13 protein-coding genes are annotated in these 18136 nt (G+C 63.8%); 8 read left to right on the forward strand and 5 right to left on the reverse strand.

Annotation, left to right across the window (positions count from 1 at the left end; genetic code table 11):
• Nucleotides 1–7 precede the first annotated feature (7 nt).
• From ACXYN8_RS08615 to ACXYN8_RS08635, 5 genes are all read right to left on the reverse strand, one after another.
• Complete coding sequence (locus ACXYN8_RS08615) at nt 8–3337, reverse strand: error-prone DNA polymerase (protein ID WP_458889017.1); 3330 nt, start codon at nt 3335–3337, stop codon at nt 8–10.
• On the reverse strand, nt 3337–4950 hold the full coding sequence (locus ACXYN8_RS08620; protein WP_458889018.1) for a Y-family DNA polymerase: 1614 nt from the start codon (nt 4948–4950) through the stop codon (nt 3337–3339). Before ACXYN8_RS08620 ends, ACXYN8_RS08615 begins: the two co-directional genes overlap by 1 nt.
• Nucleotides 4838–5476, reverse strand: a complete 639-nt coding sequence (locus tag ACXYN8_RS08625) for an ImuA family protein (protein ID WP_458889019.1) — start codon at nt 5474–5476, stop codon at nt 4838–4840. Before ACXYN8_RS08625 ends, ACXYN8_RS08620 begins: the two co-directional genes overlap by 113 nt.
• Before the next feature lie 158 nt (nt 5477–5634).
• Nucleotides 5635–5808, reverse strand: a complete 174-nt coding sequence (locus ACXYN8_RS08630; protein WP_458889020.1) for a hypothetical protein — start codon at nt 5806–5808, stop codon at nt 5635–5637.
• Nucleotides 5809–5878: 70 nt separating this feature from the next.
• A complete protein-coding gene (locus tag ACXYN8_RS08635) occupies nt 5879–7414 on the reverse strand; it encodes an acetyl-CoA acetyltransferase (RefSeq protein WP_458889021.1) in 1536 nt (511 codons plus the stop codon).
• Between the two features lie 230 nt (nt 7415–7644).
• Here ACXYN8_RS08635 and ACXYN8_RS08640 point away from each other — a divergent pair, with 230 nt between their 5' ends.
• From ACXYN8_RS08640 to ACXYN8_RS08675, 8 genes are all read left to right on the forward strand, one after another.
• The gene (locus ACXYN8_RS08640) at nt 7645–9582 is read left to right on the forward strand and encodes a polysaccharide biosynthesis protein (protein WP_458889022.1); all 1938 of its coding nucleotides are present in this window, start codon (nt 7645–7647) and stop codon (nt 9580–9582) included.
• 224 nt (nt 9583–9806) lie between these two features.
• A complete protein-coding gene (locus ACXYN8_RS08645) occupies nt 9807–10415 on the forward strand; it encodes a polysaccharide biosynthesis/export family protein (protein ID WP_458889023.1) in 609 nt (202 codons plus the stop codon).
• 36 nt (nt 10416–10451) lie between these two features.
• Nucleotides 10452–12635: a GumC family protein gene (locus ACXYN8_RS08650; RefSeq protein ID WP_458889024.1), complete on the forward strand. Its 2184-nt coding sequence runs from the start codon at nt 10452–10454 to the stop codon at nt 12633–12635.
• A gap of 27 nt (nt 12636–12662) precedes the next feature.
• On the forward strand, nt 12663–13631 hold the full coding sequence (locus ACXYN8_RS08655; RefSeq protein ID WP_458889025.1) for an NAD-dependent epimerase/dehydratase family protein: 969 nt from the start codon (nt 12663–12665) through the stop codon (nt 13629–13631).
• A 128-nt stretch (nt 13632–13759) separates the two neighbouring features.
• The gene (locus tag ACXYN8_RS08660; protein ID WP_458889026.1) at nt 13760–14377 is read left to right on the forward strand and encodes a hypothetical protein; all 618 of its coding nucleotides are present in this window, start codon (nt 13760–13762) and stop codon (nt 14375–14377) included.
• Complete coding sequence (locus ACXYN8_RS08665; protein WP_458889027.1) at nt 14374–15621, forward strand: hypothetical protein; 1248 nt, start codon at nt 14374–14376, stop codon at nt 15619–15621. The genes ACXYN8_RS08660 and ACXYN8_RS08665 overlap by 4 nt, the downstream gene beginning before the upstream one ends.
• Nucleotides 15622–15626: 5 nt before the next feature.
• On the forward strand, nt 15627–16862 hold the full coding sequence (locus tag ACXYN8_RS08670; protein ID WP_458889028.1) for a hypothetical protein: 1236 nt from the start codon (nt 15627–15629) through the stop codon (nt 16860–16862).
• A 132-nt stretch (nt 16863–16994) separates the two neighbouring features.
• A complete protein-coding gene (locus ACXYN8_RS08675) occupies nt 16995–18125 on the forward strand; it encodes a DegT/DnrJ/EryC1/StrS family aminotransferase (RefSeq protein WP_458889029.1) in 1131 nt (376 codons plus the stop codon).
• Nucleotides 18126–18136: the final 11 nt, after the last annotated feature.

An 18136-nucleotide genomic window follows, 5' to 3' on the forward strand; every position in this document is an offset into this window, starting at 1 on the left:
CCTTGCATCAATGAAAATCTCTCGATCGCGGAATGATCTGCGCATCGCGCGGGTGGCGCGAGGCGGACGGCGGCAATGGGCTGTTTACGTGGTCGGCGCGTTCCATCTGCGTGTGCAGCAGGTCGTCGGACAGGGCGAGCAGGCGATCGGTGCCGTCGACCAGCTCGCGCACGACGATATGCAGCACGTCGTCATCCTTCTGCACGATGCCGCGCACTTCCATCAGCCTCGCGGACATGATGACCTTGCGGAAGCGCGCCATCACGTCGGGCCAGATGACGAGGTTGGCGACCCCGCTTTCGTCCTCCAGCGTGATGAAGCACACTCCCTTGGCGCTGCCCGGCCGCTGGCGGATCAGCACCACGCCTGCGGCGCGGACGGGCGCGTTGAACTTCAGGTCGCGCAAATCGGCGGATCGGGTGAAGCCGCGCGCGGCGTAATTGTCGCGCAGGAAAGACATGGGATGCGCCTTCAGCGACAGGCGCATGGTCTGGTAATCGGCCACCACGTGTTCGCATACCGGCATCTGCGGCAGGTCGACATCGGCAAGTTCAGCCCCCTCGTCGCGCGCCTCGGCAAAACTGAACAGTGGCAGGTCGGGCGCCTGCTTCAGCGCACGCGCATCCCACAGCGCCTGCCGCCGGTCCAGCCCGGTGCTGCGGAACCCGTCCGCCTCTGCCAGCTTGCGCACGGTGGCGACGGGGATGCGGCTGCGCGCGCGCAGATCCTCGACATCGGCATAGGGCGCGATGCGGTGATGCAACAGCGCGGCGGCATCCTGCACGGCAAATCCGTTGATCTGGCGAAAACCCAGCCGCACCGCCCATCGTGCCGGCCCGTCGCCCATTCCGGCCGGTTCCAGCAGATTGTCCCAATCCGAATAATTCACGTCAGGCGCGCGCACTTCGACCCCGTGTTCGCGCGCGTCGCGCACGATCTGGGCGGGCGCGTAGAAGCCCATCGGCTGCGAGTTGAGCAGCGCCGCGCAGAAGGCGTCGGGGTAGTGACACTTGATCCAGCTCGACACGTAGACGAGGTGCGCGAAGCTGGCGGCGTGGCTTTCGGGGAAGCCGTATTCGCCGAACCCTTCGATCTGGCTGAAGCAGCGCGCGGCGAAATCGCGGTCGTATCCGCGCGCGACCATGCGCTCCACCATCCGTTCCTTGTGTTCGGAAACGAGGCCCTTGGAACGGAAGGTCGCCATCGCCTTTCGCAGCTGGTTGGCTTCCGCCGGAGTGAACTCGGCTGCGACGATGGCGATCTTCATCGCCTGTTCCTGGAAGATCGGCACGCCCATGGTGCGCGAGAGGATCTTCTTCAGCTCGTCGGGATCGTGCTGCGGGCCGGGGGAGGGGTACTCCGCCTTCTCGCGCCCCTGCCGCCGCTTGAGGTAGGGGTGCACCATGTCGCCCTGGATCGGGCCGGGCCGCACGATGGCGACTTCGATGACGAGGTCGTAATAGCAGCGCGGGCGCAGGCGCGGCAGCATGTTCATCTGCGCGCGGCTTTCCACCTGGAACACGCCGATGCTGTCGGCGCGGCAGAGCATGTCGTAGACCGCCGGATCCTCGCGCGGGACGGTGGCGAGGGTGAAGCGCTTGCCGTGATGCGCGTCGATCAGGTCGAAGGCTTTACGGATGCACGTCAGCATCCCCAGCGCCAGCACGTCGATCTTCATGATGCCGAGCGCGTCGATATCGTCCTTGTCCCACTCGATGAAGCTGCGTTCGGGCATGGCGCCGTTGCCGATCGGCACGCTTTCCACCAGCGGGCCGTTGGTGAGGATGAAGCCGCCGACGTGCTGCGAGAGGTGGCGCGGCATTCCGATCATCTGGTCCGCCAGCATGATCACGCGGCGCAGGTACGGATCGGCAAGGTCGAGCCCGGCCTCTTCGGTCTTCGCCTCGTCCACCGAACTGCCCCAACTGCCCCACACCGTGCGGGCGAGCGCGCTGGTTACGTCTTCGGACAGGCCCATCGCCTTGCCGACCTCGCGAATGGCGGAGCGCGGGCGGTAGTGGATCACGGTGGCACACAGGCCCGCGCGCTGGCGGCCATAACGGGCGTAGATGTACTGGATCACTTCCTCGCGCCGCTCGTGTTCGAAATCGACGTCGATGTCGGGCGGCTCGCGCCGCTCCTCTGAGATAAAGCGTTCGAAAAGCAGTTCGACCTCGGACGGATCGACCGAGGTGATGCCAAGGCAGAAGCACACCGCGCTGTTGGCGGCGGACCCGCGCCCCTGGCACAGGATCGGCGGATCGCACCCGCGCGCGAAGTCGATCACGTCCTTGATGGTGAGGAAATAGCGCGCGATGTCGAGCTTTGCGATCATCGCCAGCTCGCGCGTCACGAGGTCGCGGACCTTTTGCGGCACGCCCTGAGGGTAGCGATGGGCCGCGCCTTCCCACGCCACGCGTTCGAGGTAATGCTGCGGCGTTTCGCCGGTGGGGACGGTTTCTTCGGGGTATTCGTAGCGCAATTCGTCGAGCGAGAAGTTGCAGGCATCCGCAACCGCGCGCGTGGCGGCAATGGCGTGCGGCCACCGGGCGAACAGGCGCTGCATCTCGGCGGGGCTTTTCAGGTGCCGTTCCGCATTGGCGTGAAGGAGATAGCCCGCGCGATCCATCGTCGTCTTCTCGCGGATGCAGGTCATCACGTCCTGCAACGGGCGACGCTCCGCCGCGTGGTAATGCACGTCGTTGGTGGCGAGGATGGCAAGGCCATGCGCCGTCGCCAGCTCGTCCAGCCGGGCGATGCGCGCGCGGTCGTTGCCGCGGTAGAGGTAGCTGGCGGCGATATGGCGCATGGTCGGCAGCGCGGCGGCGAGCATGGGCAGATCGGCAGCGAAAGCGGAAACGTCCCCACCCGGCAGCGCGATCAGTTGCACGCCGTCGGCATGGCTCGCCAGCATCGGCAGGGTCAGGTGGCACTCGCCCTTGTCCTGCCACTTGCCGTCGGCGGTCTGCATCTTGCCTTGCGAAAGCAGGGTGCACAGCCGCCCGTAGGCAGCGCGGTCTGTCGGGTAGGCAAGGAAGGCGTGCCCCTCGATCAGTTCCAGCCGGCAGCCGATCACCGGACGCAGTTGCGCCGTCTTCGCCTCTGCATGGAGGCGCACGATGCCCGCCATGGTGTTGGCATCGGCGATCCCTAGCGCATCATAGCCATGACCCAGCGCGGCCAGCACCAGGTCGACCGCGTCGGATGCGCCGCGCAGGAAGGAAAAGCAGCTCGCAACGCCCAGTTCGACATAAGGAGCGCGCGGATTGGGCGCGAAGCCGCTGCCGGCGATCCGCTGCAACGTGCGCTTTTCCGGCGTGAGCGGGGCCTCCGGCATCAGGCGAACAGCCCGTGCATGAACCATGCGGGCGGGCCGCCGCGGCCATCGTCGACCACGCCGTTGCGATAGATCCAGTAACGCCGCCCCTCGGCATCCTCGATGCGGTAATAGTCGCGCAGCCGCACGGCGGATTTCTCCCGCCACCATTCGGGCGCGATGCGTTCCGGCCCCTCCACCCGGATCACGTCGTGCAGGCGGCGGCGCCAGCGGAAGCGGCGCGGCGGGCCTTCGGGTGTGGCGTAGATCACCGCGATCTGTTCGGGCCGGTCGAACAGGCGCACGGGGCGTTCGGGCAGAGTGCCGAGCGTGGCGGCCAGCGAGGTGTCGAGCGCGGCATTGCCCTCAATAGCCTCTAACGCCGGGTGCCAGGTGATCGCGCGTTCCGGAATATGGCTGGCGTGCGGGGCAGGGCGCAGCACGCCGTGGGCGCCCGTGCGCGCGCACAGCCGGTCGATCAGGTGCGACAGCGATAGCCCCTCTGGCTCGCTTTCGGTGAGGCTTGCCTGCTGCGCGTCCATCACCTCGTGCCACAGGGCGGTGAGCGCAAAGGCATCGAAGCCGAACCCTGCCTCCAGCGTCTCCAGCTGTTCGGCGAAGAGCCGCGCGACATGGGCGGGCTCGCGCACCGGGGCAGCGGTCGCCGCGACCAGCATCGCGACATGGCCGTCGACGCGGAACGCTTCGAACCGCAGGCGGCGCAGGCCCCGATGCGCGACTTCGAGCTGCGCGCACAGGTCCCCGGCAAGGTCGGCGAGGATCGGCGCGAGGATGGCGGTGTGGCGGACCGGGTCCATCACGCGCGCCTGCGCACGGTAAACCTCGCGCGCCACCAGCGGGGCGACGACCTCCTCCACCGTGCCGCGTGCCTGCCCCAGCCGGGTGAGCGCCCCGACGCCTCCCTGCTTTGCAGTGCGAAACCGGCGGGCAAGCGCGCGGGTGGGCACGCGGGCGAGCGCACCGATGCTCTTGAAGCCCAGCCGCTTGAGCGCCAGCGCGTCATCCTCTGCAATACGCAGCGCCGCCACCGGCAGCGGGGCGAGCGCGGCGTCGAGCGTGTCGGGTGTCACCACGATGCGGTTGTTTGCGGCATGGCGGGCCAGCGCCCATGCCCCCCCGATGGTGGGCGCCATTGCCGTGCGCGCGGTCAGGCCCATCTCCGTGAAGCTGCGCTGCATTTCCGCCAGCAGGGCGGTTTCCCCACCGAACAGATGCGCCGCCCCGGTGCTGTCGAGCAGCAGGCCGTCCGCCCCGTCCACCGCGCTCCACGGGCTCCAGCGCTGGGACCAGCGGGCGATCCGTTCGAGCCATGCCGCGTCGCCTGCCGGATCGGAGGGCTCGATCACCAGTTCGGGGCAGATCGCGCGTGCGTCGGTCAGCTTCTGGCCGGGGTGGATGCCGCTCGCCCGCGCGGCGGCGTCGACTGCGTCGATCACCGTGCCGTGGGCATTTTCCGACGCGAGTGCGAGCGGCGGGGGTGTTGGTGCGGGTGGCGCTTCTTCAGCCGTAGCGGCGGGCGAAGGCCGGTGCGGGTTCTGCGCCGCCTGCTGCCGGTGCCAGCGTTCCATCGCCAGCCGGGGAAACCAGATCGAGACGATGCGCCGCGCGGTCATAGCTCGCCTCCCACGTGCCGGGGCGCATGTCGCGTGCGCGGAACAGTTCGAGCGACCATGTCGGCGCGCCCGGCGCTTCGGGATCGTGCGGATGTGCGGGCGAAGGGCGGCTGGCCACCCGCCAGCGCCGTCTCGCGCCGCTGAGATCGGCATGGCCCCCGCAGCGCAGCAGGAACACCGGCACGCCATAACGCTCCGCCGCGACCGCCAGCCGCCGCGTGGCAGTAAAGTCGAGCGCGCGCGGATCGCCGTGCAGTTCCCCGATCACTGCCGCCAGCGAGGGGCAGTGCAGCCCTTCCTCCATCGCGCACAGCGCCTCCCCCGCATCGCGCGCGACAAGGTGCAGCAGGCCGGTGCGACCGAGTTCGGGCAGGCCGTGGGGGTAGGGGCGTCCGGCATCCTTCAGCACGCGGCGATCCTGCACCCACAACGCGGTCGCGTTCTGCTGCCCCGCACCGCGCATCGCTTGCCCGGCCGCGATCTGCGACAGCGCGAAGCCCGTCGCAGCCCCGTCGCCCGCCGGCACGAACACCTCCTGCAAGGTTGGCGGAGCAGGCGGGAAGGGGGCGGCACGGGTAGTGGTACTGGGGCAAGGGTCGGGAACCATCGAGAGAATCGGTCGAATCACTATGTTCCCATTTTGTTCTATTTCCGCTTCCGGTTCAATGGTGCAGAATCGAAGGCTTACCGGCTCACCGTCTTGTGCCGGATTTCGAGGATCGTGCCGCGATAGGCGACGAAATTTCCGCTCCCGTCGAGGAAGCCTACTCCGGCTTTCGCCGCGTGTTGCTGGGCCAGGGTCAGGCGGTCGTACCACTTCCCCTTGCGATCTTTGGAGATGAACCGGAACTGTTCCATGCGCGGGAGAAATCGCGCGAAAAGCCTTGCGGTTCCCGTGCCTTACAAATGTCAGTCGAGAGCGGTTCGATCACGACGCGATGCGGGCCGCGAACTGTTCCGGCGCGATCTGCCGGATCATCATCCGGGCGCCGAACGGTTCGCCGCTTTCGATCGATGCACGGGTCGCGCCATGGCCGAGATCGGCATTGGCAATCACTCTTTCGCCCGCATCGTTGCGACCGATCACGACGGCAATATCGCCGCCCCTGCCAGGCATCAGCGTGTAGGTCTCCACCACCGCCTGTCCGGCGAAATCCCTCGCCACCGCAACGCGATCTTCCGCCTGCGACAAAGCCCTCGTGCGGCCTCGCCCATTCCATTCGGCTGGCATGGTCGAATAAATGCCCGTCGCATATTTGCTCATCACCCCACCATTCGCGCCGACCAATGCGAAGCTGCCGGGCGCGCTGCGGGCACGCTGGACCGCCTCGGCGATGGCGTGGGCCGAATAATCGTTCCCCGCCGCGCCGAAGAAAGGCAGCCCGCCGGTCAGAGTGAAGCCGCGCGGGTCGTCCACCGCTAGCCCGAAATGATCGAGCTGGTTGAACACCGGAATGGCGAAACAGCTGTAGAAGTCGATCGCGTCGATCTGCGCGATAGACTTACCTGCGATTTCCAATGCCGCCTCGACCGACGCGATGGAAGCCGGGCTCCTTGCCAGATCGGGCCGGGCGAGAACGGGCAGTTCCTTGCCCGTGGTGGCGGCGTGAACATACACCCAGCGTTCCTCCGGCACGCCAAGCGCTCTTGCCTGCGCGACAGAGGCGAGTACGATGGCAGCGGCCTGGTTCACTTTATCGCGCGCGACGGTCATGCGGGTGTAGGGTTCCGCGACGATGCGGTTGCGGTCCGTCACTCTGGCCAGTTCCTCAACGCTACGCTGGACGGGCGCGGCGGCATGAGGATTGGCGGCGGCCACGTGCGTGAACGGTGCGAACAACGTGCCGATGGCGTGGCGATACTCCTCCAGCGTCTGGCCGAGACGCGCACGGCGCGCGTTGTCGAACATGGCGTATGCAGGGATGGGCGCGCCCGCCCCGTGCTTGACGAGTGCACGCTCGAACATGTCGTCGATAGCGTAACCGCGATCCTCAAGGCTGCCGCCGACCGTTTCGGACCAGTCGGGCGTCTCGCCTGCCTCGAGCAGCGTCAGCACGCTCGACATCGCTTCCGCTCCGACTATCGCTGCGCATTCGGAGCGCCCCTCCGCAATCTCCGTCGCCAACTCGCCCAGCATCGCCTGCGGGCCTTGTCCGCCGGTGACTTCCAGAATTGCGCGGGCCGGGTTGGCGCCAACCCGCCTTGCGATGGCGCGCGGCGGATTGTCGGCCATGCCGAAGGGCGGAACGGAGCGCGGGGTCGAATTCTCGAACTGACGGATGGAACACAAGGTATCGATCGCACCGGCGAGATTGCCGCGCGCCTTCGCATCCGCAATCGCCGCCGCCAGCGCCTGACCGGCGAGGTCCATCGGCGAAAGCGCGCGATAGCCGCCGTCTCCCAGCCGTTCCGAGGCTTGTCCCACAGCGATGATGACGGGGGTATTGTCGGCTGGTGCGGGCATGGTCCGGGCGTCCTCCTGAGACCGCGGGCATCGCCCAGAGTGGCCACAATGTCACGCCCGTCCTGATCGAGCGCACGGCAGACTTGCTGATGTGGCGTTGCAAGGCTTGCAATGCTAACCAGTTTGGGCAAAGCGCGTCCGCATTGCCCGGCAGCTGCGGCCGGTCAGTTGAATTCACTAATGTCGACAAGGGCTTGGGCACCTCGTGGCAGAGCGACCGAAGGGTTGAAATGACGGCGGCAGCGACCGACAAAGAGCCCGAGAACTGGCGCCATAAAGCGGCATCGGCGGTGCTGGGCGGATTTGCGCGCCTGCTGAAACTGGAACGGCGGCAGAAGCGCGCGATGGTGATCGCCGTCGATATCGCGCTGTGCATTGCCGCCGTGCTGATCGCTTTCTCGCTGCGGGTAGGGGCGCTGTCCTTCCCGGTCGAACCTCCGCTGATCTTCGCCGCCGTCGCGGTGCCGATGTTCCTCCCGATCTTCTATTGGTCGGGCGCGTATGGCACGATCTTCCGCTTCTCGGGCGGGCGCACCATCATGCTGCTTGCCTCGGCGATCGCGATCTACGCGCTGCCGATGCTGGCCATCTTCATGATCATCGGGGTGCCCGGCGTGCCGCGCACGGTCGCCTTCATCCAGCCGATCCTGTTCTTCGGCTTTGCCGCCGCGGCGCGGCTGGTGGCGCGCCACGTGCTGATCGACCTGCTCGGCGCGCACCGCCACGCCGGCGGACGCAAGCGGGTGCTGATCTACGGGGCGGGCAGCGCGGGCCAGCAACTGGCACTATCGCTGCGTTACGACCCCGGCTTCGCGCTGGTGGGTTTCGTCGACGACGACAAGCGCCTCGACCGGCAGACGCTGGACGGGACGATCGTGCGCCACAGCTCCATGGTGCGCGAGGTCATTGCGGATGGAGCGGTGGACACCGTGCTGCTCGCCCTGCCGAGCGTTTCGCGCAAGCGGCGCCGGGCGATCATCGACGGGCTTCAGGGGCTGCACGTCCACGTCCAGACGCTTCCGAACATGACCCATCTGGTCGACGGCAAGGTTTCGGTCACCGACTTGCAGGAAATCCGCATCGAGGATCTGCTGGGCCGCGATCCGGTGACGCCGAACGAGCTGCTGCTGGGCCGCACAATCGTGGGCAAGTCGGTGCTGGTCACCGGCGCGGGCGGCTCCATCGGCAGTGAACTGTGCCGCCAGATCGTGCAGATCGGCGCCAAGCGCCTGGTCTTGTTCGAGCAGAGCGAATTCGCGCTTTACGCTATCGAGCGGGAGCTTCTGGCGCTGGCGCAGGAACTTGACCAGACCGTCGCGATCGTGCCGCGTCTCGGCTCCGTCACCGACCGGGAACGGGTGCGCCGGGTGTTTGCCGAATTCGGCTTCGACACGGTCTATCACGCAGCCGCTTACAAGCACGTGCCGCTGGTGGAAGCCAATCCGGTCGAAGGCGTGCGCAACAACGTCCTCGGCACGTTCGAAGTGGTCGACGCGGCGAAAGCCTCCGACGTGCGCGATTTCATCCTGATCAGCACCGACAAGGCGGTGCGCCCGACCAACGTCATGGGCGCGAGCAAGCGCGTGGCGGAACAGGTCGTGCAGGCCCACGCCGCGATGAAGACCGGAACGCGTTTCTCCATGGTTCGCTTCGGGAACGTGCTGGGATCGAGCGGGTCGGTCGTCCCGCTGTTCCGCAGCCAGATTGCCGCCGGCGGTCCGATCACGCTGACCGACAAGCGCATCACGCGCTACTTCATGACCATTCCCGAAGCGGCGAACCTCGTCATTCAGGCTGCTGGCCTGGCGAAGGGCGGGGAGGTCTTCCTGCTCGACATGGGCAAGCCCGTCCGCATCGCCGAGCTCGCACGAACCATGGTGCAACTCTCCGGTCTCACGGTCCGCGATGAAGGCCATCCTGACGGCGACATCGAGATCCGGGAAGTCGGGCTGCGTCCCGGCGAGAAGCTCTACGAGGAACTGCTGATCGGGGCCGATGCCGAAAAGACCGTCCACCCGCGAGTGATGAAAGCGCATGAGGACTTTCAGCCCGGCGTCCTGGGCATCATCGCGGGATTGCGCGAAACCGATACCGATGCCGGCGTTATCGGCGTGCTCTCGCAGCTGGTCGACGAGTTCGTTCATCGGGGCGACAATCTTGCAGGATAAAGCGCCTTTCCTGCCCGGGCTCGCCAGCCCGCTTCGTTTTTTCACAGTCACTAAGTGCTTGGACTTTGCATCCGCAAAATCTAGGGGGAGCTGGTGACTGATATGACCACCGGAGAATATTGTTGAGATTGCTCGCATTTCTTGCCCTGGCAAGTGTGTTGTCGGCCTGCGCCGGCAAACCTCAGCCTATTGGCGGGCCCAGTGTTGCGGCAGTCGACAGCGACGTGCTGCCCGAGCCGTCGTCCACTGATATCCTTCAGGAAAACCGGCCCTATCTGATCGGTCCCTTCGACAAGCTGGTGATCGATGTCTTCGGCATCGAGGAACTCAGCCAGCGCGAAGTTCAGGCCGATGTTGGCGGGCGCCTGTCTTTCCCGCTGGTGGGCACGATCGACGCTTCGGGCAAGACCCCGGCCGAGCTGGAAAACGAGATCGAGGCCCGCTTGCGCGCCGCCTACGTCCGTGATCCGCAGGTGACGGTCAACCTGAAGGAAACCGTCAGCCAGGTCGTAACGGTGGACGGGCAGGTCGGTCGGCCAGGTCTCTACCCCGTCGTCGGCCGGATGACCTTGATGCGCGCGGTTGCGACTGCACAGGGCACTTCGGAATTTGCCAAGCTCGACGACGTGGTCGTTTTCCGCACGGTCGACGGGCAACGCTATGCGGCGCTCTACAATCTCAAGGCAATCCGGCGCGGCAACTACGCCGATCCTGAAATCTTCGCGAACGATGTCGTCATCGTCGGCGATTCGCAGGCAAGGCGTCTTTTCAGGGACCTGTTGCAGGTCGCACCATTGCTCACCTCCCCGCTCATCGTGGCCTTGCGCAACTGATGATTCTGCGGCTCATGAACTCGGACAAGAACTTCCATGCTTGATCAGACCGACAAGGACGTGCCGGTCGGCTACGTGAGTGAAACGCAGGATGGCAGCATCCTCGCGCCGCCCGTGCTGCTGCAATACTGGTATGCGGTCGTCCGCAATCGCTGGATTGCCATCGGCGCTCTGGTGATCGCTGCGATTCTTGGGCTGGTCGTCACCTTGCTCATGACGCCCGAATATACGGCCGTCGCGCGGCTGGAGATCAGTCGCCAGCAGCAGAACGTGACTCAGGTGGAGAGCGTGGAGTCCGCCGATACGGGGCTCGACCAGGAATTCTACCAGACGCAGTACTCGCTGCTGGAGGCGCGTTCCTTGGCTGAGCGGGTGGCCCGCCAGTTGCGACTGGTCGAGAACGAGACCTTCATGGCCGAGGATGCCGGCGGTTCCGAAGCGCTGGGTGAAGGTGCGGAAGGACAGCGATCCTCCGCGCGGCGCCGGGCCGAGGAGAAGGTCGTCGATATCCTGCTCGAGCACGTGGAGATCACACCTATTCGCGGCTCGTCGCTGGTCGACGTCGAATACACTTCGACAAACCCGACGCTGGCCACGCGCATCGCCAACACATGGTCCGAACAGTTCATCGAAGCGAGCATGGATCGCCGCTTCGCTTCGACGATCGATGCGCGCAATTTCCTCGAGGAACGCCTGGCAGGCCTGCGTTCGCGGCTGGAAGAATCCGAACGCAACGTGGTGAATTATGCATCGGACAAGAACATTGTGAGTCTTGGCCAGACGCAGAACGCAGAAGGTCGCACGCAGAATGGGCGGACCCTGGTCGCGTCCGATCTTGAAGCGGCGAATACTGCGCTGGCAGAAGCGACGGCGGATCGTATTCTGGCGGAAAGCCAGGCCCGTACGGGCGGAACGAGCCAGCAATCGCTGGACAACACGGCCATCACCCAGCTGCGCCAGCGCCGCGCCGAAGCGCAGGCGGAATACGCAAAGCTGATGGTCCAGTTCGAGCCCGGCTACCCCGCTGCCCGTGCGCTGCAGGAACAGATCCGCGCGCTCGACGGCAGTATCGCTCAGGAAGAGCGCCGCGTGAGCGCGGCCCGCAGTTCTGGCCTTCGCGAAGCGCGTCTGCGCGAGCAGGACCTTCGCAATGAAGTCGACCGGCTGAAGCGTGAACTGGACGTGGAGAACCGCGACAATATCCAGTACAACATCTACCAGCGTGACGCGGATACGAACCGCGAACTTTACGATGCGCTGCTTCAGCGCTTCAAGGAAATTGGCGTTGCCGGCGTGGGTGCGAACAACATCGCCATCGTCGACACGGCGGAGGTTCCCAACGAGCCCTCCTCTCCGAACCTGCCGCTGAACCTGGCGATCGCTCTGTTCGGCGGCCTTCTGGTCGGCGCTGGCGCCATTTTTGCCAAGGAACAGATCGACGAGGGGCTGCGCGATCCCAATCAGGTCAAGCGCGACCTGCGCATCCCCTTCCTCGGCAGTGTGCCGGATATCGAGGATGGCGATGCCGTGGCGGACCTGCGGGACGCGAAGTCGACGCTATCCGAAGCGTACCTCAGCGTCCGTTCCAACCTCGCCTTCTCGACCTCACACGGCGTGCCACGTTCTTTTCTTGTTACCAGCACGCGGCCTGCGGAAGGAAAGAGCACAACCAGCCTCGCGCTCGCGACGGTCTTGGGGCGCACCGGCAAGAAGGTCCTCCTCATCGATGCGGATATGCGTTACCCGTCGATCCATGAGTTTCTCGATGTGGAGAATAATCGGGGACTCAGCAATATTCTCGCGGGTTCAAATAATTTGAGTGAACTGATCCACAATAGCGGAATTCAGAACCTCGACATGCTGACCTCTGGTCCTACGCCGCCCAGTGCTGCCGAGCTTCTCAGTAGCGACAAAATGAAGGTGCTTGTCCGGTCACTGCTCGATACGTACGATCATGTCGTTATCGATGCGCCACCGATTTTGGGTCTGGCCGATGCCCCCTTGCTTAGCAGCGCAGTCGAAGGCTGCATCTTCGTCGCCGAGGCAGAAGGTGTCGCTGTTCGCGGTATCAAGGCCTCGCTTGCTCGTCTTCAGTCTGTTCAGGCTCGTATATTCGGTCTTGTGTTGACCAAATTGCATCAGCAGCAAGCCGGCTACGGTTATGGGTACGGCTATGGTTATGGTTATGGTCCCGACGCTGCGGCTGAAAAAGCAATTTGATTGCTCAAAGTCTGTCGGTTTGCAGCAATGAATTCTTCCGACAAGGTTTCGCGGAGCGCGCCAAAAAGGGTGCTTGTTACCGGCGCTAATGGCGCTATCGGCACACGATTGGTGAAATTGCTCGCGAACCGAGGGCTGATGCCGATACAGGGCGTTCGGTCGGAGCGGACCCGAATTAGACCGGAATTCCCAGTCTTGATTACTGGGGATTTGACAGCATCGAATACCAGTGCGCTGGACTTTTCCAGCGTGGCACCGATTGATTGCATCGTTCACCTCGCTGGGATCTCGTCACACCAACGTCATGGGTCCGAAGAGGAATGGACGTCTCGCAATCTGCGTTGCGCTGAGCTGGTTGCGGATGCGGCGGATACTGCAGGTGTCGGTCAACTAATCTTTGTGTCGACATCGTTGATTTACGATACCGGAAAACCTGACAAGACTGACGATGATCAAGTTCCTTCGACAGCTTACGCACGTGGAAAGCTCGCCTGCGAAGAATATCTAAAATCGCGCGACCTCAAATGCGCGCTGACAATAATAAGGCCCCCGCCAGTTCTGCGCCGAAATGCAGGCGGAAGTATTGGTTTGCTCCAGAAATTTGTCGATTGGAACGTGCCACTACCGTTAGCATCAGTTTCCCACAATCGTGTGGACTTCGTATCCCTCGACGTTCTTTGTGATTTTCTGATTGCCTGCATTGAAAGTCCGCACGCGGAGGGCGAAACCTTCGACGTATCAGACGGCTTTCCACTCTCGACGAGGCAATTGGTGCTCAATCTAGCTGTCGCTGACAGGAAAAAAGCAATTCTTTTTCCTGTTCCGGTCAGCTTGCTCAGAGTTATTTTAGAGAAAGTTTCTGGGCGGCTCGCGTCGCTTCTTTTGGATGATTATCTGATCGACGGAGCGCGGGCGCAGGAAACGTTGGGATGGACCCCTCCCTTCTGCGAAAATTTCAGCCGCCTCCATCTCGGTGACAGAAGAAATCCGTCGTAAGTACTGTCAAAAAACGAGCCAACGCTACAAATGAGTTCCTGGCGGTTGTCTGACCTTATACCGATGGTTAGTTCGATCCAGCCGATTGGGTGGCCCCCTCTGCCAACATTTCGCCTCCGGAGTTTGCGATGAGAGTATTCGTGCTGTCCGTTGGCCGCGTCGGGTCGAAGACCTTTATCGAAGCGTGCCGACATATCGAGAATTTCACGACAGGGCATGAATCGAAAGAAGGTGCCTTGGGGATGGAGCGGGTCCGTCAGCCTGACAATCATATCGAAGCCGACACGCGCCTGTGCTGGATGCTCGGTGCGCTTTCACGAGAGATCGCCGATGGCGACCTGGTAATCCATCTTACCCGAGACGATGAAAAGATCGCGCGATCGTACAACCGCCGATGGCCCCATCGCAAAAGCATTATCCGCGGATACGCAGAAAACATTCTCCAGATCGGAAAATTCCGCGACGAGATGAACATCGCTCGCGACATGGTCGCGGTTGCTCAGGCGAATATTGTCGATTTTCTCGAGGGCAGGGAAAGCATCACTATCGACATCGAGACCCCGGCAGCAGGCTTCGAACAGATGTGGGCGCGGATCGGTGCGAGCGGCGACCGCGAAGCCGCACTGGCGACCTTTGCCGAGGTTGCCAATGCTTCGCGGCGGACCAATCCGCTGTCCTCGGCGCGCTTCACAGCCTCGCTCTTTGCGGACGCGGTCGAAAAACGTGTGCTGGGGCGCAATACGTGAGATTTGCCGCCGCCAGCGTCAGATTGCCGGCACTGGTCGGGCAGACCGCTCTACAGGGTTACAGTCGACGCGGATCGCAACCCTCCCGCTCATCCTCTGACCGGAAGCTGGAAGCGAACATCATTCTGCTTGGGAAATCGGGCGGAGGGTATTTTGCGCTCATCGCGATCGATGCGCTCTATGCGACGAATGCCCTGGCAAGCGAAGTAGCCGAACTGGCGAAACTGCCCGCCGGCGACGTCGCCCTTGTCGCTTCGCACACCCATACGGCGCCGGGGCTTGATGCGGGGAAGCCAGCGCTCGGTCCTGTTGCCCCGGACTATATTGATTCAGTCGCTGAATTGCTCGGCAAGCACCTCAAGGAGCTGCTTTCGAAGCCCTTATTCAGTGCCGCTTCGGCCCAATTGGGGCAATCCGAGTGCACGCAGAACATCTACCGCAGGCGGAAGGCTTTCAACCCCCGCGCCATGCGATACGGCGTGCAAATGGCGCCGAACCGGGCAGTCGCGGTGTCCCACGCGGTCGAAATCCTCACACTGGCGGACGAAGCTGGCGAAGTCCGGGCCGCCGTATGGAGCTGGCCGTGTCATCCGACCTCCGCGCCCGACCCGCTTGCTCTCGACGCCGATTTCCCGGCCGTCGTGCGCGACAGGCTGCGCGAGGTGCACGGGATTGCCGACCTTCCCGTGCTGTTTCTTCCCGGCTTCTGCGGCGATATCCGTCATGCCAATGTGACGCCTTTCTGGTCGCCGCGAAACCTGCTGCGGCACCTCGGCATCGCGGGCTTCGGTCGAGTGTCCGCGCAGCGGTTCGCCGAACTGGCCGACGCCCTTCGCAAAAGCGCGTCCAAAGCGGTATCGGAGGCGCGAACTGTCGCACTGTATGACGATGCGCGCGTCACGCGAAGCAGCGTTCCGACAACGCCGTTCATGCTGTCCGACGATGTGGAAAGCGAGACGCACCTCGCCTTTGTCGATCTGGGCGACGTCGCAATCTTCTGCTGCGGTGCCGAAGTATCCCATGCCTATCGGAACGTGGTCGCAGGGGTGTTCGCGGGCAAGACGGTCCTGTCGACCGGCTGCCTCGACGGCGTTTTCGGCTACCTGCCAACCAAAGCTCAAAGCGACGAGGGCGGTTACGAAGGGGGCGGGTTCGTTTCCGAGTTCGGCCTCAAGGGTCATCTTGCGCCCGACTGTGAAGGCGCATTCGTATCGGCAATCCGCGCGCTGGGCGTGCGGGCATAATCCGGATGGCCGGGTCCAAAATCGTGGAGCGCATTGCACGCCTGAGGCGCGGCCGTGCGCTTCCGCTCGGTCTGGCGCTTGCCATGAGCCAGTTCGGCACGCTGGCCTTTTTGCTCGCGGCAAAGCTGCGTTTTGCCGACGAGGATTTTGCCCAGCTTGTGCTCGTAATCGGTGTGGCTTCGATCCTCGGCGCGGTCGCCACGTGGCGGCTGGAGGTCCTGCTGTACCATGCACAGAAGGTCTTCACCCGCCTCGGCATCGTGCTGCCGGTGTTGCTTTCGGTCTTCGTCGTCAGCCTTGCGGCCTACGCTCTGACATCCCTGGTGAGGATTGCAGGGTATCCGCTGCCGCTCTGGGGCGCGCTCTATGCTCTGGCGCTGGCATGGCAGGCGATCGGGCAATTCATGCTGGTGCAGCAGCAGCGGCTGGGCATGCTCCTTTTGATAAGAGGAGCGCAGTTTCTCTCCGTCTGCGCCGCGGCTGTCGCGGTGTTCTTGAATCTGCCTTTCGAAAGCGTCGTGTTGGGCTTCGCACTGGCGAACCTAGTGCCAAGCGGTTTGTGGCTTCTCGCGCAGGCTTGGCGAGCGCGCAGCGTTCCGGGTACGGTATCGAGAGATCACGCTCTGCCGCTGGCGCAAAGGTCCGCCATGCGAACGCTGACGATCTTTGTGAACACCTTTGCCGCCAACATTCCGGTAATCTTGTGCGTGTCGACGCAGACCAGCGCCTATGCGGCTGATTTTGGCTTTCTCCTCAAGCTTTTCGGCCCGCTGGCCACTTTCGCCACGACGGTGTTCGGACAGATGTTTCTGGCCGACATCATCGGATACGATGTCGACCGCGGTGACGGAGCGCGTTTGATCCGCAGCAAGATGCGCCAGACGACCCGCCGCGCACTCGCGTTCGTCGCCATTGCGGCGATCGTGGTGGCGGCAAGTGTGTTGGTTATCGCGCCCTGGATCGACCTGGTCGCTGATCCGGTGCTCGCCATTCCGATTGCCTGCGCCATCGTATTCCAGGCGAGTTTCGCGCCGATAGGAAATGTCGGGGATGTTGCGCGAGTGGAGAACGAGTTGTTCGTCCTGTTCGCGGCGCGCGCGGTGGTGGTCTATCTGGTCTTGGGTTCGACGCTCGGCGTGGATTACGCGTCCGTGTTCGCGGTCCTCAATCTTGTCTCCTACGCAAGCTTCTGGCTGTTTTGCGACTGGCGGATCAGGCGGCGCGAAGCGCTTGCAACGTGACGCGTTCATCACAGCGCTGTTTACCCTGTCTTATCGAGGCGCTAGGGCGCGCCCTGTGTATTGCCTATCACGTTCCGGGCCGGGTCCCGAAACAACGGCCTGGCAATCCCGGTTTGCTCGGAGCCTGAACCCTTGACTATCCCCTTCATCGACCTCGAAGCGCAAATGGCGCGCATCCGCGATGGCGTCGATCGGCGAATCGCCAAGGTGCTTTCGGACGGCAATTTCATCAGCGGGCCGGAAGTGGTCGAATTCGAACAGGCGCTGGCGCGCTTTGTCGGGGTCGAGCATGTCATCAGCTGCGCGAATGGCACCGATGCTCTTCAGCTTGCCCTCATGGCGCTGAATGTGGGGCCGGGCGACGCCGTGCTTTGCCCCTCCTTCACCTTCGCGGCCACGGCAGAAGCCGTCGCTTTGGTCGGGGCAACGCCGGTATTCGTCGATGTCGACCGGCACAGCTTCAACATTTGCCCTGCCAGCCTGGCGCGGACGCTCGCCTCAGCCGATCTCGACGAACTGAGAGTGGTGGGGGTGATCGCAGTCGATCTTTTCGGCGCCGCAGCCGACTACGATGCAATCCACGCCGCCGTGGCAGAGCGGGGATTGTGGGTCATGTCGGATTCGGCGCAGGGGCTGGGCTGCCAGTACAACGGCTTGTCCGGGGCAGCTGTCTGCAAGATCACCACCGCATCGTTCTTCCCCGCCAAGCCCCTCGGCTGCTATGGCGATGGCGGCGCGGTTCTCACCACGGATGCCGGCTTGGCAAGCTTAGTCGAGAGCCTGCGGATCCACGGCAAGGGCGCCCACAAATACGAAAATGCCCGTATCGGAATGAACAGTCGGCTGGACACCATCCAGGCCGCCATCCTGCTTGAGAAGCTGAGCATCTTCGAAAGTGAGATCGTCGCCCGGAACACGGTCGCCGCGCGTTACAACGAAGCTTTGCGTGATGTGATCGACGTTCCGCAAGTGTCACAAGACAGCCGATCGATCTGGGCGCAGTACACGCTAACCTGCCGCGATGGGCAGCATCGCGAGGCGATCATGCAGACCCTGCAGGACGACGGGATCCCGACCGCGGTCTACTATCCCAAGCCTCTTCATCAGCAGCAAGCCTACGCGCATTTCCCGCGCGATCCGGAAGGGCTTTCTGTGAGCGAGGCGCTGAGCGCGAACGTCTTCAGCCTGCCGATGCACCCCTACCTCGACCCATCGGTTCAGGATCGCATCATCGCTTCGGTTCGACAGGCAACCGCAAACTAGCGGTCATTCAG

It is taken from the genome of Altererythrobacter sp. CAU 1778 (assembly GCF_054482795.1).